The following is a 26,431-nucleotide window of genomic DNA, read 5'->3' on the forward strand; positions in this document are numbered from 1 at the left end:
AGAGGCCCGCGGATCAAGTCCGCGGGAAGGCCAGTGGGTGGGGGGAAATAGGCGCAAATACTAAAGCTGGATTTTACCCGCCGCCCACTCCGCCGTGTGGCTACCCACGAGTTGGCTGATATTGGTTTTGCCCTCGGCACGAACCGCAGCCGTAAGGCCGCGCTTGATGCGGTCGAGCAGGTCGAGCCCGCCGAAGACCAGCGCCGAATAGAGCTGCATGGCATTGGCGCCAGCCTGGATTTTGGCCACCGCGCTTTGCGGGGAGTGGATGCCGCCGACGCCGATGATCGGCAGGTCACCGACGCGCAGGCGGGTTTGTGCCAGGCGCTGGGTGGCCAGATCGAACAGGGGCTTGCCGGAGAGACCGCCGGTTTCGGCTGCATTCTCCATGCCGGCGACGGTGTCGCGGGTGATGGTGGTGTTGGAGACGATGAGGCCATCGAGGTCGGTCGCGAGGACCACCTTGGCAATGGCGTCGAGGGCGGCTTCGTCGAGGTCGGGGGCGATCTTGAGGAAGACGGGCACGCGGGTTTTGGCTTTGGCGCGGGCATAGAGCACGTCGCCCAAGAGGCGCCGCAGGGCTTCGTCGCCCTGGAGGTTGCGCAGGCCCGGGGTGTTGGGCGAGGAGATGTTGACGGTCAGGTAATCGGCCAGGTCGGCGAAGCGATTGACGCCCAGCACGTAGTCGGCGACGAAATCCTCGCTGTCCTTGTTGGCGCCGATATTGACGCCGAGGGCCGCGGGAATGCGCTGGCCTTTGAGCCGGGCGAAGGCGGCGTCATGGCCTTCATTGTTGAAGCCCATGCGATTGATGACACCCTCGGCGCCCATGATGCGGAACAGGCGCGGCTTGGCATTGCCGGACTGGGGGCGCGGGGTGACAGTGCCGATTTCGACCATGCCGAAACCCATCTGAGCCAGCGGGCGGGGGACTTCGGCATTTTTGTCGAAGCCCGCGGCCATGCCGACGGGATTGGGCAGGTCGAGGCCGCAGAGCGAGGTGCGCAATTCGGGCGCATCGGGGTGGTTTTGATGGGGGGCCAGACCCAGGCGCAAGGCCGTGATGGTGGCGCCGTGGGCGGTTTCGGCATCCATTTTCAGCAGAGCCTGCTGGCTGAGCCCCTGCACCAGCGGCAGGCGCAGCAATGGCGAAAGCGGCGCGAAAATCATTGAACCGCCTCGGGCAGCACGCAGGAGCCATCGGCGGCGACGCTGACCGGCGCCTCCCAGGCGACGGCGGATAGCGGCAATGCGCCATAGTAATGGGGGAAAAGCTGGCCGCCGCGCGAGGGCTCCCAGACCAGTTTTTCACCCAGGTCTACGCTGCGCACGGCGAGCAGGACGAGGTCGGATTGGCCGGCGAAATGCAGGCGCAGGGTTTCGGCCAATTGGGGGGCGGTGGACAGGTGCAGATAGCCGTCCTTGGCATCGATGGGCATGCCGGGGAAGCTGGCCGCGCCGCGTGAGGGGGCGTAGATGGCCTCGGTGGCAATCTTGTAGATCAGGTCTAAATTGGTCATGGGCGGACCCTAGCGGCGGGCCGATAGGTGCGCAAGCGGGCAGTCGGCGAGCGGGCTTTACAATGGGGGGAGATGGGCCTAAATAGGATATAATTCCGCATATAAGATTGATTTCCTGTTCGGATTATCCGGTCATGCTGTCACATAGAGCCATTTGGGATGGTATCGACGCGCTGGCGCGGCGGCAGGGTCATTCCGTGTCGGCGCTGGCCAAGCTCGCCGGACTGGACGCGACGGCGTTCAACGTCTCCAAGCGTGTCAGCAAGGATGGGCGGGAACGCTGGCCGTCGACCGAGAGCATTTCCAAGATTCTCGATGCCACCGGGGAGAGTTTTGACACTTTTCTCAATGGCACGGGGGCATTTATGCAAATCTCCGATGCGCCGAGCATGCGCACCGTGCCTTTGCTGGGGCTGGCGCAGGCTGGGTCGGGCGGGTTTTTCGATAGCGCGGGGTTTCCGGTCGGGCAAGGCTGGGACGAAGTTGCACTGCCGACGCCGGGCGAGGCGGGGATTTATGCGCTGGAAATCCACGGCGATTCCATGGAGCCGCTGTATCGCGAGGGGGACCGCGTGGTGGTGTCGCCGACCCAGCAGGTGCGGCGTGGGGACCGGGTCGTGGTCAAGACCCGCGATGGCGAGGTGATGGCCAAGATCCTCGCCCGCCAGAGCGCCAAGCAGGTTGAGCTGCATTCCCTCAATGCTGCGTATGAGCCGCGGGTGCTGGAGATGAGCGAGATCGAGTGGATCGCCCGGATTATTTGGGCGAGCCAGTAGCTCGCCCAAACGTTTGCGTCAGGTGCAGCCAGCGCGGGCGAACATATCGATCAAGATGATCGGAGTGGCCGCAATTTGCTCGCGGCCGGCGCGATCGGGAGCGGCGGCCTTGAGTGCAGTGGCCACATTGGTATCGGCGAGGCTCAATGCCGTCTGGCAGTTGAGCAGCCCGGCGCGCTGCACTCTTTCGTCGGCCATCAGCAGTCCTGCCGTTTCGCCGACACCAGCCAGATAGGCCACAACGGCGTTGCGGGCAGCACTGTCGGAGCCGGATTTTTCCAGCAGTTCGAGCACCTGGGCCACCGAAATCTGCCCCTTGCTGGTGGAGGGAGCCGCGAATGCGGGAGCCATGGAGAGGACCAGGATGATGGCCACGGCGTAGAGGGAAATGGATTTCATTGATTGCGTTTCCTTATCGTAAAACAACAAGACAACGTTATTTTGCAGATTTTTGTTATTGTCAAACAATAATTTCTTGGCTAGAAATCGGGGCAGCTGAGGAGCTCTTCTGATGATCGATACGAAAGCCCCACCGATGGATACGCTGTTTTCCCCCGTTGCCGGGATCGCCGTCGACGGCCGTACGGCTCTGCTGTTTCGCGTCTTGGCAGTGGCGGCCACTGCGCTGGCGGCACTATTGCCTTTGGGGATGATCGGGCATTGGCTGACGGTGGCGCCTGACGATCTGGCGCAGGCCATGCGCATGGCGCCGACGGCGTTGGGCGATCTGAATGCGCCGCTACGGCTGGGCGCAGCCGGGCTGAGCCTGCTGGCCGTACTGCCACTGAGCTGGGGGCTGGTGCGGGTGCGTGCCTGTTTTACCGAATTCGCGCAGGGGCGGCCGTTCGTGGCCAGGGGCATTGCCGGGCTGCGCGACTTTGCCATCGGCATGGGTTTGAGCGTTGTCGCCAAGCCGGTGAGCGCCATGCTGCTGAGCATCTTGCTGAGCTGGAACGCCCCCGCGGGGCAGCGGCAACTGATCATCCAGTTCGATAGTGACACGCTGATCATGGCGCTGTTTGCCGCCACCATCGCCGCGCTCGGATGGGCGATGCAGAAGGCCGCGGCCATTGCCGAAGAAAACAGTCAGTTCGTGTGACCGGGGTGGGGATCAAGGTCAATCTTGCCGTCATGCTGGCGCGGCGCAATGTCAAATCCAAGGACCTCGCCGAGTATATCGGCATTACCGAGGCTAACCTGTCGCTGCTGAAGGGGGGCAAGGTCAAGGGCATCAGGTTCGATACGCTCGACGCGATCTGCCGGTTTCTGGAGTGCCAGCCGGGGGATATCTTGGAGCATGAGGCGGACGCGGCGGACGTCTAGAAACGGCGATCGATGCCGGCTTGTTTGCGCTTGAGGGTGCAATTGGCGATACGCAGAGCGTCCACGATCTGGGCGTAAAAGCCGCGAACCATTATTCGGCGGCTGACGCGGCTGGGTCGAGTTCGGATAGGATATGGATATCGATAATGCCGGCTGTGGCGTCTGCGACGCGATTGTCGGCCAGAAGTTCGGGAGCAACAGCGGTCACCCGGCCAAGCAGGTTGTCCAACGTCGCCGCCTCGGTGACGAGACCAGGAATATCCTCGCTGGTCGCGACCCAGACGCCAGCCGCTTCATCCCATTGGGCGGTAACCAGATATTTGCGGGGCATTGCAGAGTTCCGTGCTGGACCAGCGCCAATAGTATGGCGTCGGTCCAGCGCGAGCAAGAGTAGCCCTATTCGGCCTTGAGCAGTTTACCGGCCAGGGCCGTGTCGATCAGCTTGCGGGTTTCCGCCACGCCATAAAGGGCGATGAAGGAGCCGAAGCGGGGGCCTTGGGCCTGGCCGAGGAGGACTTCGTAGATGGCTCCGAACCAGGCGCGGAGGGGATCGAAATTGTGGGCTTTGCCCACTTCGAAGACCAGGTTCTGCAGCATTTCGGCGTCGGTCGAGCCTTCGTGGGCGGCGAGCTGGTCGGCGAGGTCTTGGAGAGCCGCGCGTTCCTGGTCGCTGGGGGCGCGATAGATCTTGGTGGGCTTCACCTTGTCGTTGAAGTAGCGCACCGCGTAGCCGGCGAGGCTATCGATCTCGGGGTGGGTCTTGGCGGTGGCGCCCTTGAGATAGCGCGAGATGAAGCCCCAGAGCACGGTCGTGTCTTCGGCATTGGCCGTCGAGACGAGGTTGAGCAGCAGGGCGAAGCTCAGCGGCACGTCGGGGTTCGGCACGGCGCCGAAATGGACGTGGAAGGCCGGGTTTTCCAGCCGCTCGGCGGGGGTCTGGGCGTGGTAGCTGGAAACGAAGCTGTAGTAATCGTCGACCGCGCGCGGGATGACGTCGAAGTGCAGGCGCTTGGCGGCGCGGGGCTTGCCGAACATGTAGAGGCCCAGGCTCGACGGAGCGGCATAGGTCAGCCACTCGTCGATGGTCAGGCCATTGCCCTTGGACTTGGAAATCTTCTGGCCGCCCTCGTCGAGGAACAGCTCGTAGTTGAAGCCTTCGGGCGGGTTGCCGCCGAGCGCGGTGACGATGCGGCTGGCCAGCTTGACGCTGTCGATCAGGTCCTTGCCGGCCATTTCGTAGTCCACGCCGAGCGCGAACCAGCGCAGGGCCCAATCGGGCTTCCACTGGCACTTGACGGCGCCGCCGGTGACGGTGGTCTCGTACTTTTCGCCATCGGCGGGGTCGATATAGACGATGGTGCCGGCCTTGGCATTGATCTCGACCATAGGCACCTGCAGCACATTGCCGTTGACCTTGGAGATCGGCAGGAACGGCGAATAGGTGGCGCGGCGGTCGGGTCCCAGGCTGGGGAGCATGATGTCCATGACGGCGTCATAGACGGTCAGCATGCGCAGCAGGGCTTCGTCGAACTTGCCCGAGGTGTAGTAATCGGTCGACGAGGCGAATTCGTAGTTGAAGTTGAAGCCGTCGAGGAAGGCGCGCAGGCGTGCATTATTGGCCGCGCCGAACGAAGGATATTCGTTGCTGAACGGATCGGGCACGCGGGTCAGTGGCTTGCCGAGGAAGCTGGCCATCATCTCCTGATTGGGCACATTGCCCGGCACCTTGCGGAAGCCGTCCATGTCATCGGAGAAGGCCAAGAGGCGCGTGGGAATTTCGTCGCGGGTCAAGAGGCGGAAGGCCGTGCGCACCATGGTGGTGCGGGCGACTTCGCCGAAGGTGCCGATATGGGGCAGGCCCGAGGGGCCGTAGCCAGTCTCGAACAGGACCTCGCTCTTGCCGGTTTTCTCGATCCGCGCGACCAGCTTTTTGGCTTCCTCAAACGGCCAGGCGCGGGCAGTTTGGGCAGCGTCGAAAAACGCAGGATCGAGAGCGGGGAGCGGAGCAGACAAGGGACAGCCCTTTCGAGATAAGGTGAAGGCTGGTGTGTTGCATTTGGGGGGCCGGGCGTCAATGTTGGCAGCGCTTGCCAAATGGCGCAGCGCGCCTATGTATCGGCCTTCACTCAGGGGAATTGCCTTATGTCCACCGCCGCCCACGATGCGCTGATCCAGTTGATGGTCGTCGCCGCCTCCTCCGACGAGGCGATGAGCGACAAGGAGTTGCGCCGTATCGAAACGCTGGTCGGGCGGCTGCCGGTGTTCGAGGGGTTTGACCGGGATCGGTTGGGCGCTGTCGCCAATGACTGTGTCGACAAGCTGAATGGCGATGGGCTGGACCAATTGGTGGACGATGCGATTGCGGCGCTGCCGAAGAAATTGCAGGACACGGCGTATTCGCTGGTGGTGGAAATTACGGCGGTGGACCTGCAATTGACGCAGGAGGAATTGCGGTTTCTGGAGCTGATGCGCGACAAGATGGATTTGGATCGGCTGGTGACGGCGGCGATCGAAACCGCGGCGCGGGCAAGGCATCGGCGGATGCCGGGGTAGCCTACCGGCAGATCATCCCCATCCTCGACTCTTCCCGCGGACTTGATCCGCGGGCCTTTCAGAACGCATGCCGCGTTGAGAGTGGCCCGCGGATCAAGTCCGCGGGAAGAGCAGTGGGTGGGGAGGAATTGTGCTTCGATTGAGCGACGGTGGCCCTCAGTAAAAACCGACCGGGAACCAGCGCAGGTAGAGCTCGTCGAGCGTGCCCTTGTTCTTGAGCTTGATGAGGGCCCAGTCGATGACCTGGCGGACGGCGTCGTGGCCGGCGGGGACGGCGATGGAGAGGCCTTTGCCGAACAGGTCGGGACGGAAATAAGGCTCGCCCGCGAAGCCGCAGCAGGTCAGGTTTTCGTTGAGCCAGAACGAGGCGCGCATGGCGTCGCCGAAGAAGGCTTCGGCCTGGTTGTTTTGTACGGCGGCGAGGGCTTCGACTTCGCTGGGGAAGCCGGTGATCTTCACGTCGGGCAGGTAGCGCTTGAGGAATTCCTCATGGCGCGAGCCGGTGCGGACGGAGACGGTCTTGCCGTTGAGGGCGGCGGTCGAGAAGGCGGCGATATCGCTGGCGCGGGTGACGAAGCGGCCGGGCAGAGCCAGGTAAATGCTGGAAAAATCGAACTTGGCGCCGTTTTGGGCGGACATGTCTAGCCCGGCGATCAACGCGTCGCCCTGATTGTCGGCCAGGGCGTTGGACGCCTGTTCCCACGGCCAGGCCTGCACGGTGCAGGCGACATTGACCTCCGAACAGATGCGGCGCGCCAGATCGATATTGAAGCCGATCAGTTCGCCCCCGGCATCGCGGAAGTTGAAGGGTGGGAAATCGGCGGTGGTGAGGAAGCGGATGGCCGGTACGGGGGCGAGGTTAGGCAGGATTTCGCGGGCGCTTGGATCGGCGTGATAGGGGATGGGCTGGGCGTGGGCTGACACCATGCCCGCAAGTAGGCCTATCAGAACGACGATCAAACGCATGGGCCGCACGCCATTGCCTTGGATGAGAACAGCGTTCTTATGGCCGAGTTTGCTGGGGTTGGCGAGGCTACTCTTCACCTCGCCCCTCCGGGGAGAGGTCGACCCTCTTGGGGCGGGTGGGGGGCCTTCCGCAGGCACCTCACCCGGTAAAGGCCCCCTCACCCGGCGCTGCGCGCCGACCTCTCCCCGGAGGGGCGAGGTGAAGGGAGGCCCGCCCGCTCGGCTAGATTTGATCCAGCCCGTATAGCAAATCCGCAATCAGATCATCGCTCGCCTCAAGTCCTACCGAGAGGCGCAGGAGGCCCGGCGTCACGCCGGTTTCCAGGCGGACTTCCTCGGTCAGGCGTTGGTGCGTCGTGGTGCGGGGGTGGGTGATGATGGATTTGGCATCGCCCAGATTGTTGGAAATCAGGATCACGGCGAGTGAGTCCGACAGCTTGAATGCAGCTTCCTGACCACCCTTGACGTCGATGGCCAGCAGCGTCGAGCCCGCCTTCATCTGGCGCTTGGCGAGGTCGTATTGCGGGTGGGACTTGTGGTGCGGGTAGATGACGCGGTTGATCTTGGGGTGATTGCCCAGGACTTCGGCGATCTTGGCGGCGCTTTCGGTCATCTGGCGGACGCGGAGCGGCAGGGTTTCGAGGCCTTTGAGCAGAACCCAGGCGTTGAAGGCGCTCAGGGTGGCGCCGGTCTGGCGCAGGAGTGTATGCACGTCGCCGGTGATCAGTTCCTTGCTGCCGAGCACGACCCCGCCGAGCACCCTGCCCTGCCCGTCGATATGCTTGGTGGCCGAATAGGTGACGAGGTCGGCGCCGAGTTGCAGCGGCCTCTGGTACAAGGGCGTGGCGAAGACGTTGTCGACGATCAGCTTGGCGCCATGGGCGTGGGCGATGTCGGCGACGGCGGCGATATCGACCAGCTCGAGCGTCGGATTGGTCGGCGTTTCGATGAACACGACCTTGGTATTGGGCTGCATGGCGCGGGCGAAGTTTTCCGGATCGCGGCCATCGACCAGCGTCGAGCTGACGCCCCAGCGCGGCATGAAATCTTCGACCACGAAGCGGCAACCGCCGAACAGGGCTTGGGCGGCGACGATGTGGTCGCCGGCCTTGACCTGGCTCATCACTGCGTTGGTAACCGCCGCCATGCCGCTGGCAAAACCGCGCGCCGCTTCGGCGCCTTCGAGCAGCGCCATGCGTTCCTGGAAAATATCCACGGTGGGATTAGCGAAGCGCGAGTAATTGTGCGCGCCGGGAATCTCGTTGTTGAACAGGCGCTCGGCGTGGTTGGAGCTGGGATAGCTGTAGCCGGAGGTGAGAAACAGCGCCTCGGAGGTCTCGTTGAACGCGGTGCGCTTGTCGCCGCCATGCACGAGCAGGGTTTCGGGCGCGCGCTTGGTGGGGTCGTTGAGGGGGTTGTCGGCCTTGGACATGGAATGCCTTCAAACAAAAAAACCGGCCCACAAACATGCGGCCGGTTGAACGGTCTCTTAGCAATTTATTTAAAGTGGCTGCAACCAGACCGGCCAAATCACCACTGATCGGGATGTAATTCCATTTGTCGCTTGGCGTCAATTGCGCGGATTGATAGGGGAAAGCATCGGCATGCGGGACAGATCGCTATGAGCACGCAACAGGCCTGGCCGCAGGGCATTTTTCCGGCGCGGCTGATCGAGGTCTTGCGCCAGCAGGGCGCAATCGCCACGACGCGCGAATTCGATGTGGACCAGGTGCAGCCGGCGAGCCTGGATCTGCGGCTGGGGGACACGGCGTTTCGCGTGCGCTCCAGCTTCCTGCCCGGGCCGAGCCATTCGGTGGCCGAGCGGATCGATGCGCTGAAACTGCATGAGATCGACCTCAAGCATGGCGCGGTGCTGGAGCGTGGCTGCGTGTATCTGGTGCCGCTGCAGGAGAGCTTGGCGCTGCCGGACGCGGTGAGTGCCTCGGCTAATCCGAAGAGTTCGACGGGGCGGCTGGATGTGTTCACGCGCGTCATCGGCGACCGCGCTCGGGGGTTCGACCAGATGCCGGCCGGCTATCATGGGCCGCTTTATCTCGAAGTCAGCCCGCGCACGTTTCCGATATTGGTGCGGACGGGCTCGCGGCTGAGCCAGATGCGGTTTCGCTCGGGCGATACCAAGCTCACGGTGGCGGAGCATCAGGCGCTGCATCGGCAGCAGACGCTAGTGTTCGGCGATCACCGGCCGGTGGATGATGGGGTGGCGCTGTCGATCGACCTTAAGGGCGCCGACCGCAATGGGCTGATCGGGTTCCGATCGAAGCGGCATTCGTCGGTGGTGGATGTCGACAAGAAGGCGGCGCTCGACGTGCTGGATTTCTGGGAACCGCTGACCAATCGGGGCAGTGATGAACTGATCCTCGATCCGGATGAATTCTATATTCTGGTGAGCGACGAGGCGGTGCACGTGCCGCCGACCCATGCCGCCGAAATGGTACCGTTCGATCCGCTGGTGGGCGAATTCCGGGTGCATTATGCCGGATTTTTCGATCCCGGGTTTGGGCATTCGGCGGCCGGAGGCACGGGCAGCCGCGCGGTGCTGGAAGTGCGCAGCCGCGAAGTGCCGTTTTTGCTCGGGCATGGGCAGACCATCGGGCGGCTGATTTATGAAAAGCTGGCCGAGCCGCCAGATCGACTTTATGGCTCGGCGCTGGGTTCGAATTATCAGGCGCAGACGCTGAAATTGTCGAAGCATTTCAAGCCGTATCTGCCTTAGAGCCTCACCAGAGCATGGTGCCACGCCCTCGTGGTTCGAGGCTCGCGAAGAGCTCGCACCTCACCATGAGGACTACTTGAATTCAGTGCTCGCGTAGCCCTCATGGTGAGGCGGGAGTTCTTACGACCCTCGAACCACGAGGGCGTGGCAATGATCTAGCCCGGTTAGCGCGCCGTCCAGCCGCCATCGATGAGCATGGTCTGACCGGTGATCAGGGACGCTGCGGGCGAGGCCAGGAACACGACGGCGCCGGCGACTTCGTGGGGCTCGCCGATGCGATGGAGGGCGGCGATACGGTCCTCGACATCGGCTTTGAAGACTGGATCTGCCAGGGCCGGTGCGGTGCCGGGGGTAGCGATGAAGGTGGGCGCGACGGCGTTGACGGTGATGCCGTATTGGCCCCATTCGACGGCCATGCACTTGGTCATGTGCGAGACCGCCGCCTTGGCGAGGCAATAGATCGCCTCCCCGGGTAACGCCACGAAAGCGGCCTGCGAGCTCATATTGATGATGCGCCCGCTGCCCCTGGCGATCATGTGCTTGCCAGCATATTGGGCGATGAAGAACGAGGATTTGAGGTTGATGCCGATGGTTTCGTCGAAGACCGCCTCGGTGAAATCCTCCACCGGACCCTGCGATCCACCGCCGCCGACATTGTTGACCAGGATATCGATGCGGCCCAGCGTGGCGATGGCCTCGTCCATCGCGGCGCGCGATTGATCGAGATTGGCCGCGTCCATCTGCAGCTTGAGCACACGGCGGCCGAGGCCGGCGATTTCATCGGCCAATCCGCCATCGGCCGCGATATCGCGCAGGCCCAAGGCTACGTCGGCACCGGCATTGGCCAAGGCCAGCGCAATCGCCCGCCCCAGGCCCCTGCCGGCGCCAGTCACCAGGGCGACCTGCCCGCTCAAATCAAAACTTGGCTGCTGCATGGTAATTCATCCCCTCATTCCGCGGGACTATGGCGCACAGCGGCCCCCCAATGCCAGTGGGATCGCGACGCTATTGCACACGCTGCTGCACTTGTCCGTTCTGGTCGCGCATCATGTTAGGCCCGTTGAACTGGGCCTGGGTGATGGAGCAGTAATTGGTCACCTGGGTATCGGAAAAGATCGAGAAGGTGACGAGCACGCCGTTCTGCATTTGGGACGCCCAGAAGCCGTGGCCGGGATAATCGGAACACATTTGGCCATTGGCGCAGACACGGGTCTGGGTGGTGAACAGGCCGCTGGGCTCAAAGGTGGTATAGCGCTGGGCAACCTGGCCGGGACTGAACTGGTTGGGGATTTCGGTGTACCAGACGCCGGTCAATTGCTGCATCGCCTGTGGATCGGCGCTGGCCTGGAACTGCTGCCAGCCCTGGCTCAGGTTCTGGTCGACATTGCCGTTCTGGTCGCGGCAGACGTCGTTCTGCGCGAAGGCCGGCATGGCGATGGATGCGGCAATAGCCGCGATGATGAAAACCCTGCTGTTCATGATCGGTGCTCCCTCCGGACCGCCCCCGGTCCTGGAGCAAATGGTTAAGCAAAGTTAACCCTCCGTCATCCCCCTATAAGGGGGTAGGGGGCGCGATTGCCCTAGCTCAGTCCAGCGAGAACCAGCCGGGCGGCGGCCTGGGGCCGGGTGCGCGCACCCAGCTTGGCGCGGGCGCTGTCGACATGCCCCTTCACGGTCTCGCGCGACAGGCCCATGATGGTGGCGGTTTCGCCGTCGGTCTTGCCGGCAACGACCCAGCGCAGGCATTCCAGCTCGCGGATGGTCATGGGGGCGGTCGGGACGGGCAAGGCGGAGACCCCGGCCAGAGCCCGGCAGCGCTCATGGGCATGAAAGGCCAGCAGGTGCATGGTGTCGCGCTCGGTGGCGGTCAGCCGGCGCCCGCCAGCCATGGTCACGAGGCCCAGATAACCACCCGGCCCGTGAAAAGGCACGGAGAGGCCATCGGTCCACCCCCACTGGTTTGCGGTTTCCCCGAGGTCCTGCTCGGGCCGCGTCAACTGGCGTTGCGCCTTGGCGTCCTGCCAGGTGAAAGGCGCGATGCGGCGGCGCGCCTCGGAGACGCTGAAATCGGCCAGATGAAAACTGCGGCTGCGATAGAGCGCAATCCACGTCTCCGGCCAGTGCTGAAAGAAAAAATGCGTCTCCGGCCCCCGGTCAGCCGGCACGAACGCGCCGCACGCCCCGGCAGTATAGCCATACGGTTCAATCCCGGCGACAAAGACTGCCTTGACCGCCGCCAGATCACCGCACGCGGACATCTCGGCCGCCCAATCCTGAGCCATTTCGCGATCCCCCGACCCTGGTGCCAGTCGGATCGGCCATAGGCAGGCTTGTCAAGCGTATTGATCGCGCCTGCCATCGCGTCAGGCTTGACGCCCTGCCCCATTTCAAGCATCAAGAGGCGCTCGCGGGTGTAGCTCAATGGCAGAGCAGAAGCTTCCCAAGCTTACGACGAGGGTTCGATTCCCTTCACCCGCTCCAACGACCCGTCCAGCGTCGTCCAACAGCCCTCAAAAATCGCCAGAAACGCAGGCATTTCAGTCAACATCGCCCTCGCGCGCGTGTAGGGTCGTCCAGCAAGATACCGTTACAGCCAGCATTTTTTACGGTATGACGAACGGTATCAAAGCCCGACGACCAATGTTGATACCGTAATGGCCCTCACAGATACCGCAGTAAGAAACGCGAAACCCGGCCCTAAACTGAAGAAAATGTCCGATGGGGGAAACCTCTATCTCGCCGTTCAAACCAGCGGCACGAAGTCCTGGCGCATGGACTATTCGTACTTGGGAAAGCGAAAGACACTGACCTTCGGCGTTTACCCGATTGTGACCCTTTCCGATGCTCGAGCAAAACGGGATGAGGCTAAGAGGCTGTTGGTTTCGGGTACCGACCCGTCGGTCGCTAGGCGCACGGACAAAATTGCCGCGCTTGCAGCCAATGGGAACACCTACGGCGTCATTGCCGACGAGTACTTGGCCAAGCTCAAGCGGGATAAACGCGCAGAGGCAACGCTGGCCAAGAATGAGTGGATGATGAAGGTCCTTGCCGCCGAACTGTGCGCTCGTCCGATAACCGACATCTCGCCAAAAGACGTGCTCGATGTGTTGAGGAAAATCGAGCTCAGCGGTCGAGTGGAAAGCGCCCTCGCGACACGGGCTGCCATTGGCCGGGTATTCCGGTACGCGATTGCCAGTGCGCGCGCTGAAAATGATCCGACCTTCGCGCTACGCGGCGCGTTGCAACGCCACGTTCCAATTAACCACCCTGCACTCACCAAGCCGGAGGATGTGGGGGGCTTAATGCGAGCAATCTATGGCTACGAAGGCTGGCCCAGCCTAGCCGGGCTGCTAAAGATGCAGGCCATTTGCTTTTCCCGACCGAGTGAAACGCGGCTGCTGGAGTGGGCAGAGATTGACGCAGCAACGCGGATTTGGACTATTCCCGCAAGTAAGGCGAAGATGCGCCGCCCCCACGACGTGCCATTGTCGACGCAAGCAATTGCCCTGCTTGAGGAGATGCGACCATTAAGTGGCGCTGGAAGTTTTGTGTTTCCCTCGATGATGTCGGGAAAATCCGTGCTGTCAGAAAACTCCATGAACTCGGCATTGCGGCGAATGGGGTTTACCCACGACCAGCACACCGCTCATGGCTTCCGCACAACCGCCAGCACCACACTAAACGAGTCTGGCATTTTCAGCGCCGACGCCATTGAAATGCAACTTGCGCATCTCGATAAGGGCAAGGTTCGTCGAACCTATAATCGCGCACAGTATTGGGAGGAACGTGTTCATCTGATGCAATGGTGGGCCGACCTGCTAGACACCGCGCGTATGACGATTCCAACCGTTCTCTAGCCGTTCGAATGCCCCCTCTCCGCCATTTTTCCTCGTAACTGCTTGATTTTATTGAAGTGCGGGCTCCCGGTGCGCCTGCGCCTGCCATTTTTGCCCCACATTTGTCCGAGCGTGCCACGCTTTGCCGGGTCGAGTTACAAGCAGAAGGCAGGAGGACCGTTTAAAATTTCTCGCATAACAACAGGTTCGATAACGGCGCGATGGCGCTGTCCCGCAAGCTTTTTCATGAGCGAACGCCGAATGCTGGAAGGCTCCAGGAGTGGCCATCCTGCATGATGATTGCGTGTTCAGGGAAGCAAAGCGATCTTGGCCTCGAAGGCAGCTTGGGCTCTCGCGCACGTTCGCCAAAGGACGGGGCTTATTTTGCATAGCTCGTCGATGTGCGCGTGCATTGCCTCAGCCAACTCAGAGTTCGTTTCCTCATAGCCCAACTCGGTCAGCCATTGCCCCACCATTTCAGACCACCGGCCAAGGTCGACTTCCGATGCCGAAGCGATAAGTGCGATTCTCAAGCTGCTGTCGGTGTCAATATGTGCGCCTGCTCGACGCCGCAGAGTTCTCGCCAAAATCCTTAGCTCACCAGCAAGTTCTGTGTCGCGGGCTACGGCAGCAGCAACGGCTAAACCGCTGAGTAGGTTAAATGTTTTCGCGTCGTTATCCATTTGAACGACCTCGTACTTAACGCGCCTAAGAGCTTCTGTGACCAACTTCGTTTGATGCTTGGTAATTTGGAAAATCAATACTGTGTTGACGAACGCCGCGAGCGATCCCTCGTTGATTTCTTCGGCATGTGCCAGTTGACTGAGTTGCTCGGAGATTTCGTCCGGGAGCGGAGCTGGACTGTCTAAGCCACCTTCCAAGGGACCGGGTAGATACGAGTATGGAAAAGCCATTGCAGCCCGCAACCGCCCAACGTCGGTGCTGAACAAGAAATCGTTTAACTTTCCCGATGGTATGGAAGTGCGATGCCTGTCCGCTGCTCCTGCTAATCTCGAAACAAACTCCGCCTTCAATTGCTCAGGGCTGATAAAATCAGGGAGCCATCGAGGTTCTAACCTGAGGTCGGTTAGTGTCTGTAAGAAGTAGCGTTGACCGCGTGCTGCAGTTGCCCACCTCGAAAAGTCTGCCATGTCCACGCCAGCTGCGATCAATTGCCTTTCTACCGCTGCTGCATGAGAAAATGCCGCGAGGCGACGCAGGAAAGGTGCCTCATTCTCGAATATGCCTAACCGCGACAGCTCCCCGTCAACGAATATGGTTAGGGCGCTAATTAAACTAAGGCGGCCGCTCGCATCCGCCGGATCGTCCTCGACGATCAGTTGCGCCATTTGCAGCAGAGGCAGTTCCAACCCAGGCTCGGTGGCCAGCAAACGAATGCCCACCTCTATCGCGCCTAGCTGCGACAAGCGGTCGCCAGAGCGTGCAAGTTCCGCGAAATGACGTACCACAAGGTCGAGCGACAGTTTGGGACCAATCGCCTCTGATATCGAGGAATGAGCGCAAAGAACGAGCGTGCGCGAAAGAGCAAACTCACCTCCCCGCGCTAATATTGCATCCAGATGAGGAGGCAATACTCTATCGATGTACTCCTTGAGCGTACTCGTGCCCCGGTAATTACCGATAAGTTGTTCAAAGTAGGTTATGGACTGTGGCACCAGATTTGACGTCGTTCCTCGCCCGGCAGCGATATCAGATTTGATTGCTTCCCAAACGCTTTCCGGAGCCTGACGAAAAAAGGCCAGCAGGCCTTCGACATCATCGTCGGCAATACCAATCTCCACTCTTTCGCGCCAACGAACCGCCTCCGCGCCTTGAAGCGCGTACTCATCGATCGCGAGGTCAAATCTATCTAGACGGTCAACATCATTTCCGTTCAAAAACCAAAAAGATGGAATACCAACCTCGCCAGATTCAGACGATATTAGAAGCAGCCGCTGTTTGTCCGCAGATAATTGAACCTCGTAGTTATCGCCACTGATGTCGTTCACGATTATCTGTCTGTCGGATTTATATACCTCACGAATAGCCGAAAATAACTCACGGCGTTCAAATGACGGCATGCCCTCACCGAATTCCACTCTCGCAAGGACCTGCAAGCCGTGAGACTCTAAAAATTCGGGTCGGTCGAGAAAAGCGCTTTGTACTATTGGTGGGAATAGCTTCAAGAGGCCGTCAGCCAGTATCGCGTGATGTTCGGAGGTCATGCGTCCTCCTCAGTGTTTTCGGTTTGGGAGAGCGCTGCGTCGATGCGGCTTGCAATGCCATCGAGGAGGTTGTGGAACAGGACGGGGTCACGATCGCGGATTGGCCGGAGGACGACGTCGGTAACCCAATTCCAGTACTTTGCTCGGACTTCGTCGCCAACGTCGGGCAACATCATCAAAAGCTGTAGCTGCGCTTGATAACGCTCCGACGAACTCAGATGATCCGGCTGCATGCGATGAGCCCAACGACGGATATCGAAAAGGCCGAGGACCCAATTCGACTTGGCGATTGCGTTTTTGAAATCCACTCCTTCTTTCCATTGGGCCCGCAGTGCTCCCACTAGAGCGAGGTTTAGCTCATCAAACCATGGATGTTCGCGCGGAAGTTGGAGGACGTCACTCATTCTAAATTGTAGCAATGATTCCCGGATCGCCTTTAGCTCGGCGGTTTCGGAAAGGGTGCCGTCGCTGGCCGGGGCCCCCTCCAGAAGCTCTAGAAGCTCCTCAGGAGTGATAGGAACCATCGCGAACCCGGCCCGACGCATTTTGGCCCTTGCATCATTCAAGCTTGCCTTGGTCAGATGACCGGCGTTGTGCAGCGCAGTAAGAACCTCGAGTGACGTATTGATCGGCTTCCTGCCCTCCGACTCCATCCAATTGTGCTGGTTGAAAAATCTGTCATCAATCACCACGACGTCTACCTGTTTAGCGATCTCTAATAGAGAGTTGCTCGGATGATTTTCGAACGACAGGGCGTCGTCGTTTTCCTGGCGGCGGGCAATCCCCAACCTGACTCTCCCCGACTGAATTCGCTGTGCAAGGTTACTGCGGACGTCCTCAATCACGTCTCTAGTCGAATCCACAAAAGACGCCTGCCGGATCAACAAATCTGCCTGTTCGATATCGCTTTCGCTGACTATCGCTGTAAATCCCGCGAACCTTAGCCGATCGAGCAACCCGAGGTGCTGTAAGTAGTTCGCGGCGAGACTATCTATATATAGTACTGCGCCTCGCGCGATTTGCGTTGGATTAGGCCAACGTGGTTCGTGCTGCGAAAGATATTCTAGCGCTTTTTCTTCTTCGGATGATGTGAGATGACCGAGTGCCTTTAATGCCGAGACGACTTCCCAGCTTCCCGCCAACACTCCTGAGTAGGTGCTGAGGTCAACCGTTTCGCGCATAAGGCTTCTGGGTCGATGTACGGGGAACGGACGCACGACTACGTGTTGAGTAGCAGTGCTACTAGCACTCGCTGCCGCTGTAAGGAATAAGGCTAGGTCCGAGCCAACTTCCTGCTCCAAATTGCCAGTTGGGTTGCTAACACCAAGAAAAGATTTGAGATGCCCAGCGTCGACCATCTTCCGAAGGTCCACAGCCGCCCGCACTCTGCTAGGCTGTCCCGTACCAACTTTCCGATTTTCCGCTAAAAGCCAGCCTAACGTTGTATGTGGTACTATAACTTCGTCGAAATAATCGAGGGCCTCTGCCAGATGACCGAGCATGCTGAGCAATAGAAGTGCTGTGGGATCAAATGCCGCCGTCCCACGATTGACGGCTGACTTAGAGCGCGCACCACTGAAGGCGGGGACTATCGATCGCCGCCTGATATCGGGCTGAGTTAGGTTGAACAGCGGGGGCAGAAGGAAGATTTGTAGTAAGGTCTGGTTCAGCGCATTTGCCGCGCCAAACAACGGGACACTACCACTGGAGACCGCCTCCCAGACCTTCCTTTCTTTCTCGTTCCAGTCGGGCTGCATATCTAACAAATCTTGAATGTCAAATCGCTGTACTGGGCCGTCTTCCCCCGATAGCTCGATCGCCGTTCTCAGCCAATCGCCGACGGGTTGCGTCTCTTCCCATCCGGCACTCGATGCCTCAGTGTAACAGGCTATGAGAATTGCGGGGTCGTCCTGTGCTGCGAGCGCTGCTTGTTCAACAAGCTCCCTCGCGCGTGGCGAGCCTACGTGGTGAGCCAGTTGCCCAGCGCGCAGAAGTTCCTCAGCCGATCTGCTTTCACGGCTAACCCAGTCGTCCTCGATCATTGCGCTCACGGCATTCCAATCACCTGACGCAATTGCGATGTTGGTCAGCAGGGCGCGTACAGTTGGTAAGCTTTTTTCCAGCGATAAAGCCGTAGTTTTGGCCTCAGTAAGTCGTCCCAACCGATAGTAACCCCAAGCGATTATGCCCGCGAGGTCGGAAGAGGACTCAATGAATTCGGGGTATTGTTGGGCCAGCCCGTCCAGCTCTTCAAAATGCGACACCTGATAGAGTGCTTGAGCAAGCAAGAGGGTGTTCGGGATTGTCGGGGCCCTCCGGACTAGGGCCTCAGCAAAAGGGACAAGCCTAGTCCAGTCCTCTCGTTCCTTCAGTATCTCTATTAGGCTCATTAGCGCTGGAAGGGTATCCGTCTCCCTAAACTGGGCCTCCCTCGACTCTACCGGGTCTGCGCCCTTAGCTTCGTCAATGAAACGTTGGAGTGCAGTCACGGCCGAAGAGGGGGCACCAACACTACGCAAGATCGTTAGCTTTTTTGATGCTGCGTCCGCTTTGCCTGCTCGCGCTAACGCCTGAATTTCTACCGCTGTAAGAAATTCGGTGGTGTAGTATTCCTCCAATTGAATGCGATGCGTCGACAGATATGCCGCAAGGTCGTCGGGTTTCTTCGTCCTTGCGATTGCAAACCGGCCGATGGCCGCCTCCACAGAAGTGCCACCGGAAATCGCCGATGCTGCCTCAATTTCGCGCTCCGCCGCCACGGGGTCGATATCGAGGCCAAACTGTAAGGCGATGGGCAATCGCCTAAGCGAATGCCTCTGGTCCTTCATACTTGCCTCAAGCTGCGCTTTTGCGATTGCCCTACGGGCAGGGTCAAGAAGAGCAAGCCACAGCGCATAATCGGAAACAATGTTTGCCATGCGGAGGCTTCCGATGGTTCGAAATGCAACTTCAGCTTGTTCGTATTTGCGCTGCGCCCTACGGCGATGGGCCATTGAGCTCGCATCGCCTGCAAGAATTATGTCGTCAATCTCAAACCGTTGATGCGAAAATACCGCCGACCGAAACTCTTCAGGGAGGGCTTTCGCTAAGTTCACAGCCGCAACAGTGGCGAGCAGGAGAGGACAATCCTCAAAGTCATCTTCCGTTACTAACTCGGCATCGGCCAAGCAATCCTCAACTTGCCCCGCTTCAAGCCGCTTCTGTTCAAGAATGAACTTGCCGTCCGCATCTAAGTCCTCAAAAGCCCAATGTGTCTGGCTGAACCAATCTATGCATTCGGCTGGGGTGAGCTCGTGACCTGCAATTATCAGAGAAGCGGAGCGGGACATCTTACTATTCAGGCCAGCAATTTGACTGAGCGCCGAAGATCTATTTCCATCTTGGTGTAATGAAATAAATGCTAAGGCAATAACATTTTCTTCTCCACTTCCTAGTGCATTGGCCTCTTGAAGCGCCTTTTGGGCCGCTGCGACGTCACGTGCGGATAGAACACGGGCGCACCACGCTAAACCTTGTCTGCGAACGTCCCGGTCCGCCGTTGCTAGCTCTCCCGACATCACGTCTTGTCTGAGGCGTAAAGCCTCCGCAGTTAAGTCGTAACCGTCACTGAAGCGCGCCCGGCGCATGGCCCAAGTTCGATTTCGCAGCTCGCTTGTCACAACAGCGTTGCTAGCCCCGCTTTGAAGCGTCGCTTTATCGAAATTAACTAGCTGAGGCAGCGCATCAAGAATCTTGTTGATGCCTACAGTAACGTCTCCAACTCCAGCGCCAATTTCGGCAAGTCCGTCCACTATTGTGACGCGTCCGTGACTACCAAGAACCGCTGTCTCCACGAAATCTCTTAAGTGCACATAGACATCTGCAGAACGGTCCTTTGGTGCGACTATTGAGAAATGGTCATCGTCCAATAAAAAGAATTTTGCGGGCGATGGAAGACCAAGGTCTGCGCTGTCAACAGTTACGATCCGTCCCCACAGCGTTCGTTGGCTTTCTCCTAGTCCGAGAACGCTCAACTTATGCTGCGTGGCATAGTTTCGGAACCAGCTGTTCAGTGTCCGAAGATGTGTATCGTTTTTCGACAGCCCGCGGGTCGCGGGTGAGGGGCGGTAGAGGAGACCAACTTTGACCGCCAAAGTGGAAAAAGTTGATCCTAAATGCGGTGTGCCGATAAACACAGTTTTTCGGACACGTTCTTCAAAATCCGACGTACGATTGTCAAAGGGCGACTGGCTTTCCACAAGCCTGAGCATCTCTTTGATTATGAGGCCGCCCATACTGTGGCCCACTAATACTAGGGTTCCCCGCGCCAGCTCCGGCGTCGCAAGAAGTCTCGGAAGAATATTGCTCGCACGATCAGGAATCGACATTGCAACCCCCTTCCAGTGCGATCTCGCTGCCGGATACCCAACACTCCAAACGGCGACGTCGCCAAGGTCGTCCTCAAGCCAACTTGGCCAGAACTCTGCCTCGGAGCCAGTTCCTGAAATCCAAGTGTCTTCCGCACCGCCCCCGAGGCCGTGAAATAGGACCACGTGAACGCGCGCGCGCCCTAGCACTTTTGTTGAAGGCTTTTTTATCGTGACCAGTTTCTGCCCCTCTTTTCTCGGGAGGTTAGCTAATTGTGGTATCCTGGTCGCGATAAAAAGTTGGATATTATGGGAAACGATCGCGACTGATTATGAGAGTAGCGACATTAGGGCATACCCTCGGGTGACGTAACGGCTAAAATCCGCTGCACGTAACATCAGGGGCGTTTACGGCTTTATGTGACAGTAATTCGAATGGCCTAAAGCCTGATGTTACAATGTCATTGTCGGCGGCAGTCAGAGGCCGCACTTGCTCCGCCTCGTCACTGGTAGCTGTCGTAAGACCCGGATGGATCGGTGAGTATAGCTCGCTTTCGGGGGCTAGAACCAATTTATGCTGGGTCCGGTGTCGCCTTTCAACTACAGGGAGATTTTCTGCGCAACCGGACCCCTCAGGGTGAAGCCGACGTTGAATCTCATCGGTACGCCTACCGCGAGGAACTCGGTGTCGTGCGAGGGCACGTCTTGCGTGAGAAAGAATGCGTTGAAACCAAACCTCTCGCAACGCACAAAGCCATATTCTTCCTCAAGGCTGACGACCGATCCAGTGAACAGTTCGGGGTCCCCTCCGTGGTCTTTAATTATGCCTCTGACCGCTGTTTTCTCACTAAATGGGACGGCTGCGGAGGAAAGTTTGTCAAATAACTCCTTGGCATCTTCCCCATACCCCGAAATTGCTAACTGACGAGCATACCAAAACTGTGCTTGGCGACTTTTGTCGCCCGGCGTGAAAGAGCGACGCAGATGGTGGAGAAGAGTCTCGCTGGATTCCTGCGACGCATCTGGCGTTTCTTCCAGCAGGGTCATTGCGTAGTCATAATGCAGGTCCTGGCTCCCAGGATTGAACTCCAAGCAGGTGCGCAAAATATGGGCTGCAGCTCCGAATTCCCCCTTTGCCCGCTTGACGCGACTAAGGCGCTTGGCGATCAAAGTGCTGCGTGGGTTTGCTTCGAACGCCTTTTCAAATGCTTTCTCGGCACGGGAAGCCTGGGACAGAACATTTGAAAGATTTCCCTCTTCGGCGAGCAGGATCGATTCGTTCGGGAATGCTTGGAGCCCTCTCTTTAGAACCAATTCAGCGTGTGCGATCGACTCGCCGAGTGTCAACGTCGCAGCCTCACTGGGATCGCGTTCCAGAGCTCCTAATGCCTCTTCAACTTCGTCGATCGACGCTTTGAGCAGTGTGTGGTGTGGGTATGCGCTAGAGCTTTTCGAGAGAAGCTTGCTTGCTTGAGCGACAGCGCTCCTCCTCCAAGAGGCCCTTTCAGCCGGTTCGACGGCCATTCGCGAGCGCCGCAGATCCAACTCGGCCAAAGAATGTTTGATGGATTTGTTAAAGGGCTCCATCTCATCAGCAGCGCTCAAAAAAGTCTCCGCCACGTCCAGTTGCGCAATATGTCCCGCCTGCCGAAGCTCGAAAATTCCGCGCTGGTGCATGACTACCGCGCGTCGCCCAAGCGATGCCTCCGCGACGTCGTATACCTGACGAATTTTGGCCGGGTTATTGATGGCGTTACCAAGCGCATCAGCTCTGACGAGCTTACCCAACACCTCCAAGTCGTAAGAGTAGTTTGGATTGAGCTTGCTAATAATTCGAACGATTGAATCGAAGCGCTCGTCTTCGTTTTTAAGCACGCCTTGGTACACTGCATCGGCAATGAATGAGTGCCGCGCTTCGTAAACGAAGTCACCAGAACGTCGGTCCTCTCTAAGCATCACTATTTGCTCAAGAGGGCGAAAGAAGAGCTCAGAAAAATCCGCAAAGTCGATGTTGTGGATACGAGATATCAGGCCAGCACGGACAGGTGGGCCAAATCGGTGAAGGGAACAAATATCCAGATAAAGTAGGCGTCCCTCAGGGGAGCCAATATCCCTATACTCTTGTATAATTAGTTCTTCGAGCGGCTTTCCGTGTGTAGATTCCAGCAGCGCGACCAATAACTGTCGGCCATATTTATGACGGAGGTGGGAAACTCGCTCCTCTGGCGGTACGTCCTTTAGGGTGCCCAGAGAATTGTGCTCGGTCAGCTTATCAACTAGCAGATGGATATCGCCTTCCGAGAGATATTTCATCTCCTTGGCCTCTCCGACGTAAGGCTCGAGTTCGGCGCAGTACGTGTTCCAAGTCGCAAATGTCTCCGTCGCTACTATGACAAGATGCGCCTTCAGCGCCGAAGCTTTGGCTATTAGTTCAATAACCTTGCCTTTGTGGGAGCCGATATTATCCACGAACAAAAATATCGGAAGATTCGTCAGTGAAAATATTTCTGTGAACCGGTCTACGTCGATTTGATGCTTTCTGGTTACGAAAAAACACACTTTTTCCAGTTTCTTCGCAGCTTCAAAGCAGATGCGCCGAAGGGCAACCGTCTTACCCGAACCTGCGTGTCCTTTAATCAAGACAATCGGTTTGGAAGTGGCGCGTACTGATCCAGAAATATGCTCATGCAGCACCTCATCCACAACAGGCTGCTTGATGTCGAGATGAGCAGCAATAGGGGCCCAGCCTAGGTCAAAACCACTATAGAACCTGGAAGCGTCGACCTGCGGTGGATCCAACTCGGGTGGCACATGTTCGATCAACGCGTCTAGGTACCGTGAGAGGGCCTGACTTTCCCTGCTACTGGCCTTGGAAATAAAGCGTCGAAAGGTTGTACCATTTGAATCCGTCAAAGAGCCAAGCTTGCGAGCACTTGGTGGAATGGCTAGGTCGAACGCGTGCAGAAGGTTTTCGAATGTGCTGTCGATTGCATGAATTCTGCGCTCACGCCAATAGTCAGCCTCTAAATCGAGCACGCCTTTATTGACAATATAATGTCGCGGTCGGTTCTCACCCTCGGATATTATAGACTGGAGTAGCTCTCGCAGGTTCACGTCATCGAAGCTGTATCCAGCGAAGACAAGCGTGTGTTTGCTGGCCCATTCCATGAATGTTTTAAACTGCCCCACACGCCCGTCTTCGTATTTTATAAATTGCTCCGTGCTCGCGATCATAGGCGGCATGATCTCCGCGTGTCTGCTAATGCAGCCATGGAGCTTCACGTACAGCACCCCGTCCGGACCAACCCTATCGGTTGCTCCATCGCCGTCCTTAGTGTTCACCGAAAGCCGCTGGGCTGCATTCGACTGCAGGTCATACGCTTTCTCGATGACCCGGTCGTAGTTCGTCCCCGCCAGCCCAGCCCAGCTGAAAGTAGGAATCAATCGATGGAAATCCGCAGGTTGTAGGGGGTCGAACATCTCGTATAAGAATCGCTGAACAGTTCGAACATCTCGCCGATTGCATGCTAAGTCGTAGACCCGCTTCAAACTAAGCGACGTGTAGTCAGCGGTTAAAAACTGTTCGGCTAGTATTCTTGCAAGGCCCTGGCCATCGGGGACCTGATCTCCTCGGGCAAACCCTGTAGCCCCACGAGACGCTCCGGAACCGAGAAACAGGACGACGCGTCCCTCACGAACTGCTTGGATCAACTCATCGGGTATGGCGCTGGTCATTGAAAGACTCATCGAGCATCGGCCTTCCAATACATTGGTTTTCTGACGCGAATGCTAGATGGCTGTCTCCAGCAACGAACCTTCTCCTCCGGTTATTTAGCCCGGACCGGCTGGGGAGTAGTAGGCGACTGGCAAAAACGGGCGTGATACGAATTTAGCATTTGGCGGGATCAAGGGGCGGAGTTGTCCGCGATCATTCGATAGACCTGCATTCGTGAGCACCCAACTTGCGCCGCTATGTCCGATGGGCCCAAACCCGCAGCGCGCAGAGCTCGAACTTGTTCGCGGTCGATCCGCCGCTTTCCCCCCTTGTACACGCCCTGGGCTTTAGCTTGAGCGATGCCCTCGCGCTGCCGTTCCTTAATGAAGCGCCGCTCCATTTGCGCCACCATGCCTAGCACCGTCAAAACCACATGTCCCATTTCGCCGCGTGTTGACACATGCGGGTCCAGAACGGTCACAAATGCTTGGCGCAGTTCGCACTCGTGGATCAGGTTCAACACGTCACGGGTGTCGCGCCCCAGCCGGTCAAGCCGAGCGACGATCAGCTCATCGCCCGGTCTCAGGAACTGGATCACCGTTTCCAGTTCGACGCGGCCCTCGCGGCTCCCGCCCGAAATTTTCTCTGATCGAACGATCTCGCAGCCTTCTGCCTTGAGCTTGGCAATTTGGATTTCGAGGTCTTGGTCGATGCTGCTCACTCGTGCGTACCCGATGCGGGCCATGTGTCACCTCATGCTTTGAAGGCTGAGGCTACGCTGTCGCCAATAGTCGATGTCAACGTAGACTTGGCGCTCCCTCGTCGGGCCGTCTATGTTCGTAAACTGACGAATGCTTTTGGGGGCAGCGTGGAAACGTTTGAATGGGTCATCATCCTGCTGCTTGGTGCAGCCTTGCTGTCGGCGCTGGCTGGTAGGCTTTCTCTGCCATACCCATCGCTGCTGGCGCTGGGCGGTGCAGGATTGGCATTCTTGCCGGTTGGCCCAGAATGGAGCCTTGATCCCCGGCTGGCATTGACGCTGTTCGTTGCCCCGGTTCTTCTCGACGCCGCCTACGACTCCTCGCCGCGGGATTTGCTGCGGAACTGGCGAACACTGGTGGGCCTCGCCTTGTTCGCGGTTGTCGTTTCGACGATCTCAGTCGCCGTGCTGGTCAAATGGCTCGTGCCAGATATGACTTGGCCGGTGGCAATCGCTTTGGGCGCAATCGTCGCGCCACCGGATGCGGCGGCGGCGTCGGCCGTTCTGCGCAAGCTGCCAATGCCGCATAGATTGCGCATGGTGTTAGAAGGCGAAAGCCTGATCAATGACGCGAGTGCCTTGCTGATCTACCGGTTCGCAGTTGTCGCAGCGATGACGGGCGGGATGGAAACGGCGAAGTTCGTTCCCGAGCTGGCGATAACTTTGGTCGGCAGCCTGGCCCTCGGGGGCGGGGCCGGTTTCCTGTTCCAGCGCTTCATGCGGCGCATCTTCAAGGACGTACCGACAGCAGTCATCTCTCAATTCGTCATGACGTTTGGGCTGTGGACGCTGGCTGAGTATCTTGGATTGTCGGGAATTCTGACCATAGTGGCCAACGCCATGGTTGTGGCCCGCTTTGGACGATTGAACACGGCCGCGCGTATGCGGGTCCCTACCTTCGCGGTGTGGGAAACCGTCGTTTTCGTCCTTAACGCCTTTGCCTTCATGTTGATCGGCATGCAGATCGGACCAATTTGGGAGCGTCTCCCACCCGAACAGCGCACCGGAAATCTGATGACGGCAGTCGCTGTGCTGGCCTGTGTCGTGATCGTCCGGTTCGCATGGGTCTTCGGGTACAGCATCGTCGTACGCGGCCTGCACCTCGATCCGTCCAAGCATGGGGTGCCTTTGGCTGATACGCTGAAAGGGTCGGCGGTATTGTCATGGGCTGGCATGCGCGGCATCGTAACCTTAGCGGCCGCCTTCGCCATTCCCTTGACGCTCGCAGACGGTACGCCATTTCCACACCGTGACGTGCTCCTGTTATGCGCGTTCGTGACGGTGTTGGGCACACTCGTGGTACAGGGTCTGACATTGGGTCCCTTGATCCTGGCGCTAAAACTTCCGAGTGACGATCCGGTGGCGACCGAAGTCAGTTGGGCGCGCGCGGACGTCTATGCTGCCGGACTTGCCGCCATTGCGTCGGATAGCAGTGACGAAGCCGAGCAGGTGCGTCGCGAATACCAGATGCGGCAGCCTGCAAATGCAGCCGAGGAAATACCTCTGGATGAGTTGCCGGGTAATGCCCTTCGGCGAGCCGTGCTCGATGCCGCTCGCGCTCGATCAGACGAGCTTCGCATCAGCGGCAAGATCGGCGACGAGGCATTCAGAACCCTTGAGGCGGAATTGGACTGGTCGGAGCTGGGTGCGGGAGGGTTGCGAGATTAGTTGCGCCGG

Annotated in this window: 21 protein-coding genes, 1 tRNA gene and 1 riboswitch; of the genes, 8 read left to right on the forward strand and 14 right to left on the reverse strand. The window is 58.8% G+C overall.

Annotation, left to right across the window (positions count from 1 at the left end):
- Positions 1-60: 60 nt before the first annotated feature.
- Complete coding sequence (locus tag JWR51_RS05920; protein WP_299745025.1) at positions 61-1,170, reverse strand: quinone-dependent dihydroorotate dehydrogenase; 1,110 nt, start codon at positions 1,168-1,170, stop codon at positions 61-63.
- Positions 1,167-1,520, reverse strand: coding sequence for a DUF952 domain-containing protein (locus tag JWR51_RS05925; protein ID WP_299745027.1), 354 nt, complete (start codon positions 1,518-1,520; stop codon positions 1,167-1,169). Before JWR51_RS05925 ends, JWR51_RS05920 begins: the two co-directional genes overlap by 4 nt.
- A gap of 134 nt (positions 1,521-1,654) precedes the next feature.
- On the opposite strand from JWR51_RS05925, the gene JWR51_RS05930 reads away from it, so the two are divergent.
- Entirely contained in the window at positions 1,655-2,296 is a 642-nt protein-coding gene (locus tag JWR51_RS05930) for a helix-turn-helix transcriptional regulator (RefSeq protein WP_299745029.1), read from the forward strand.
- Between the two features lie 18 nt (positions 2,297-2,314).
- On the opposite strand, the gene JWR51_RS05935 is transcribed toward JWR51_RS05930, so the two are convergent.
- Positions 2,315-2,695, reverse strand: coding sequence for a chlorophyllide reductase (locus tag JWR51_RS05935; protein WP_299745030.1), 381 nt, complete (start codon positions 2,693-2,695; stop codon positions 2,315-2,317).
- Between the two features lie 112 nt (positions 2,696-2,807).
- On the opposite strand from JWR51_RS05935, the gene JWR51_RS05940 reads away from it, so the two are divergent.
- Positions 2,808-3,395, forward strand: coding sequence for a DUF2975 domain-containing protein (locus JWR51_RS05940; protein WP_299745032.1), 588 nt, complete (start codon positions 2,808-2,810; stop codon positions 3,393-3,395).
- A gap of 5 nt (positions 3,396-3,400) precedes the next feature.
- Positions 3,401-3,619, forward strand: a complete 219-nt coding sequence (locus tag JWR51_RS05945) for a helix-turn-helix transcriptional regulator (RefSeq protein WP_299745567.1) — start codon at positions 3,401-3,403, stop codon at positions 3,617-3,619.
- Positions 3,620-3,710: 91 nt separating this feature from the next.
- Here the strand turns inward: JWR51_RS05945 and JWR51_RS05950 are convergent, their stop codons facing one another.
- Positions 3,711-3,950, reverse strand: a complete 240-nt coding sequence (locus JWR51_RS05950) for a DUF1902 domain-containing protein (RefSeq protein WP_299745034.1) — start codon at positions 3,948-3,950, stop codon at positions 3,711-3,713.
- Positions 3,951-4,015: 65 nt separating this feature from the next.
- Complete coding sequence (locus JWR51_RS05955; protein ID WP_299745037.1) at positions 4,016-5,632, reverse strand: lysine--tRNA ligase; 1,617 nt, start codon at positions 5,630-5,632, stop codon at positions 4,016-4,018.
- 129 nt (positions 5,633-5,761) lie between these two features.
- On the opposite strand from JWR51_RS05955, the gene JWR51_RS05960 reads away from it, so the two are divergent.
- Positions 5,762-6,172, forward strand: coding sequence for a tellurite resistance TerB family protein (locus tag JWR51_RS05960; RefSeq protein ID WP_299745040.1), 411 nt, complete (start codon positions 5,762-5,764; stop codon positions 6,170-6,172).
- Positions 6,173-6,328: 156 nt separating this feature from the next.
- Here the strand turns inward: JWR51_RS05960 and JWR51_RS05965 are convergent, their stop codons facing one another.
- Entirely contained in the window at positions 6,329-7,138 is an 810-nt protein-coding gene (locus tag JWR51_RS05965) for a transporter substrate-binding domain-containing protein (RefSeq protein WP_299745043.1), read from the reverse strand.
- Positions 7,139-7,361: 223 nt separating this feature from the next.
- Positions 7,362-8,570, reverse strand: a complete 1,209-nt coding sequence (metZ, locus tag JWR51_RS05970) for an O-succinylhomoserine sulfhydrylase (RefSeq protein ID WP_299745045.1) — start codon at positions 8,568-8,570, stop codon at positions 7,362-7,364.
- A gap of 37 nt (positions 8,571-8,607) precedes the next feature.
- Positions 8,608-8,685: riboswitch (SAM riboswitch) on the reverse strand.
- A 74-nt stretch (positions 8,686-8,759) separates the two neighbouring features.
- On the opposite strand from metZ, the gene JWR51_RS05975 reads away from it, so the two are divergent.
- The gene (locus JWR51_RS05975; RefSeq protein WP_299745048.1) at positions 8,760-9,872 is read left to right on the forward strand and encodes a 2'-deoxycytidine 5'-triphosphate deaminase; all 1,113 of its coding nucleotides are present in this window, start codon (positions 8,760-8,762) and stop codon (positions 9,870-9,872) included.
- 164 nt (positions 9,873-10,036) lie between these two features.
- On the opposite strand, the gene JWR51_RS05980 is transcribed toward JWR51_RS05975, so the two are convergent.
- The 3 genes from JWR51_RS05980 to JWR51_RS05990 all read right to left on the reverse strand — a co-directional run bounded on the left by JWR51_RS05980 (position 10,037) and on the right by JWR51_RS05990 (position 12,154).
- Positions 10,037-10,807, reverse strand: a complete 771-nt coding sequence (locus JWR51_RS05980) for an SDR family oxidoreductase (protein ID WP_299745050.1) — start codon at positions 10,805-10,807, stop codon at positions 10,037-10,039.
- Positions 10,808-10,877: 70 nt separating this feature from the next.
- Positions 10,878-11,351: a hypothetical protein gene (locus JWR51_RS05985; protein WP_299745052.1), complete on the reverse strand. Its 474-nt coding sequence runs from the start codon at positions 11,349-11,351 to the stop codon at positions 10,878-10,880.
- A 101-nt stretch (positions 11,352-11,452) separates the two neighbouring features.
- Positions 11,453-12,154 carry an autoinducer binding domain-containing protein gene (locus JWR51_RS05990; protein WP_299745054.1) on the reverse strand — a complete coding sequence of 234 codons (702 nt, stop codon included), beginning with the start codon at positions 12,152-12,154 and terminating at the stop codon, positions 11,453-11,455.
- Positions 12,155-12,279: 125 nt separating this feature from the next.
- Here JWR51_RS05990 and JWR51_RS05995 point away from each other — a divergent pair.
- Both JWR51_RS05995 and JWR51_RS06000 read left to right on the forward strand, forming a co-directional pair.
- Positions 12,280-12,353 (forward strand) — tRNA-Gly (locus JWR51_RS05995).
- A gap of 173 nt (positions 12,354-12,526) precedes the next feature.
- Positions 12,527-13,729, forward strand: coding sequence for an integrase arm-type DNA-binding domain-containing protein (locus JWR51_RS06000; protein WP_299745056.1), 1,203 nt, complete (start codon positions 12,527-12,529; stop codon positions 13,727-13,729).
- Positions 13,730-14,016: 287 nt separating this feature from the next.
- On the opposite strand, the gene JWR51_RS06005 is transcribed toward JWR51_RS06000, so the two are convergent.
- From JWR51_RS06005 to JWR51_RS06020, 4 genes are all read right to left on the reverse strand, one after another.
- Positions 14,017-15,933, reverse strand: a complete 1,917-nt coding sequence (locus tag JWR51_RS06005; protein WP_299745058.1) for a hypothetical protein — start codon at positions 15,931-15,933, stop codon at positions 14,017-14,019.
- Positions 15,930-20,489, reverse strand: a complete 4,560-nt coding sequence (locus JWR51_RS06010) for a hypothetical protein (protein WP_366525554.1) — start codon at positions 20,487-20,489, stop codon at positions 15,930-15,932. Before JWR51_RS06010 ends, JWR51_RS06005 begins: the two co-directional genes overlap by 4 nt.
- 390 nt (positions 20,490-20,879) lie before the next feature.
- A complete protein-coding gene (locus JWR51_RS06015; protein ID WP_299745064.1) occupies positions 20,880-24,014 on the reverse strand; it encodes an SIR2 family protein in 3,135 nt (1,044 codons plus the stop codon).
- A gap of 170 nt (positions 24,015-24,184) precedes the next feature.
- Positions 24,185-24,739, reverse strand: a complete 555-nt coding sequence (locus JWR51_RS06020) for a recombinase family protein (RefSeq protein WP_299745067.1) — start codon at positions 24,737-24,739, stop codon at positions 24,185-24,187.
- 123 nt (positions 24,740-24,862) lie between these two features.
- Here JWR51_RS06020 and JWR51_RS06025 point away from each other — a divergent pair, with 123 nt between their 5' ends.
- Entirely contained in the window at positions 24,863-26,422 is a 1,560-nt protein-coding gene (locus JWR51_RS06025) for a sodium:proton antiporter (RefSeq protein ID WP_299745070.1), read from the forward strand.
- The last annotated feature ends 9 nt before the right edge of the window (positions 26,423-26,431 follow it).

This window comes from Devosia sp. (genome assembly GCF_028290625.1).
Classification (GTDB): domain Bacteria; phylum Pseudomonadota; class Alphaproteobacteria; order Rhizobiales; family Devosiaceae; genus Devosia.

What these genes read in the sequence shown, in the direction of transcription:
- JWR51_RS05920 (WP_299745025.1), bottom strand. Translation starts at nt 1,170, where the DNA reads ATGATTTTCGCGCCGCTTTCGCCATTGCTGCGCCTGCCGCTGGTGCAG.
- JWR51_RS05925 (WP_299745027.1), bottom strand. Translation starts at nt 1,520, where the DNA reads ATGACCAATTTAGACCTGATCTACAAGATTGCCACCGAGGCCATCTAC.
- JWR51_RS05930 (WP_299745029.1), top strand. Translation starts at nt 1,655, where the DNA reads ATGCTGTCACATAGAGCCATTTGGGATGGTATCGACGCGCTGGCGCGG.
- JWR51_RS05935 (WP_299745030.1), bottom strand. Translation starts at nt 2,695, where the DNA reads ATGAAATCCATTTCCCTCTACGCCGTGGCCATCATCCTGGTCCTCTCC.
- JWR51_RS05940 (WP_299745032.1), top strand. Translation starts at nt 2,808, where the DNA reads ATGATCGATACGAAAGCCCCACCGATGGATACGCTGTTTTCCCCCGTT.
- JWR51_RS05950 (WP_299745034.1), bottom strand. Translation starts at nt 3,950, where the DNA reads ATGCCCCGCAAATATCTGGTTACCGCCCAATGGGATGAAGCGGCTGGC.
- JWR51_RS05960 (WP_299745040.1), top strand. Translation starts at nt 5,762, where the DNA reads ATGTCCACCGCCGCCCACGATGCGCTGATCCAGTTGATGGTCGTCGCC.
- JWR51_RS05965 (WP_299745043.1), bottom strand. Translation starts at nt 7,138, where the DNA reads ATGCGTTTGATCGTCGTTCTGATAGGCCTACTTGCGGGCATGGTGTCA.
- metZ (WP_299745045.1), bottom strand. Translation starts at nt 8,570, where the DNA reads ATGTCCAAGGCCGACAACCCCCTCAACGACCCCACCAAGCGCGCGCCC.
- JWR51_RS05975 (WP_299745048.1), top strand. Translation starts at nt 8,760, where the DNA reads ATGAGCACGCAACAGGCCTGGCCGCAGGGCATTTTTCCGGCGCGGCTG.
- JWR51_RS05980 (WP_299745050.1), bottom strand. Translation starts at nt 10,807, where the DNA reads ATGCAGCAGCCAAGTTTTGATTTGAGCGGGCAGGTCGCCCTGGTGACT.
- JWR51_RS05985 (WP_299745052.1), bottom strand. Translation starts at nt 11,351, where the DNA reads ATGAACAGCAGGGTTTTCATCATCGCGGCTATTGCCGCATCCATCGCC.
- JWR51_RS05990 (WP_299745054.1), bottom strand. Translation starts at nt 12,154, where the DNA reads ATGGCTCAGGATTGGGCGGCCGAGATGTCCGCGTGCGGTGATCTGGCG.
- JWR51_RS06000 (WP_299745056.1), top strand. Translation starts at nt 12,527, where the DNA reads ATGGCCCTCACAGATACCGCAGTAAGAAACGCGAAACCCGGCCCTAAA.
- JWR51_RS06005 (WP_299745058.1), bottom strand. Translation starts at nt 15,933, where the DNA reads ATGACCTCCGAACATCACGCGATACTGGCTGACGGCCTCTTGAAGCTA.
- JWR51_RS06015 (WP_299745064.1), bottom strand. Translation starts at nt 24,014, where the DNA reads ATGACCAGCGCCATACCCGATGAGTTGATCCAAGCAGTTCGTGAGGGA.
- JWR51_RS06020 (WP_299745067.1), bottom strand. Translation starts at nt 24,739, where the DNA reads ATGGCCCGCATCGGGTACGCACGAGTGAGCAGCATCGACCAAGACCTC.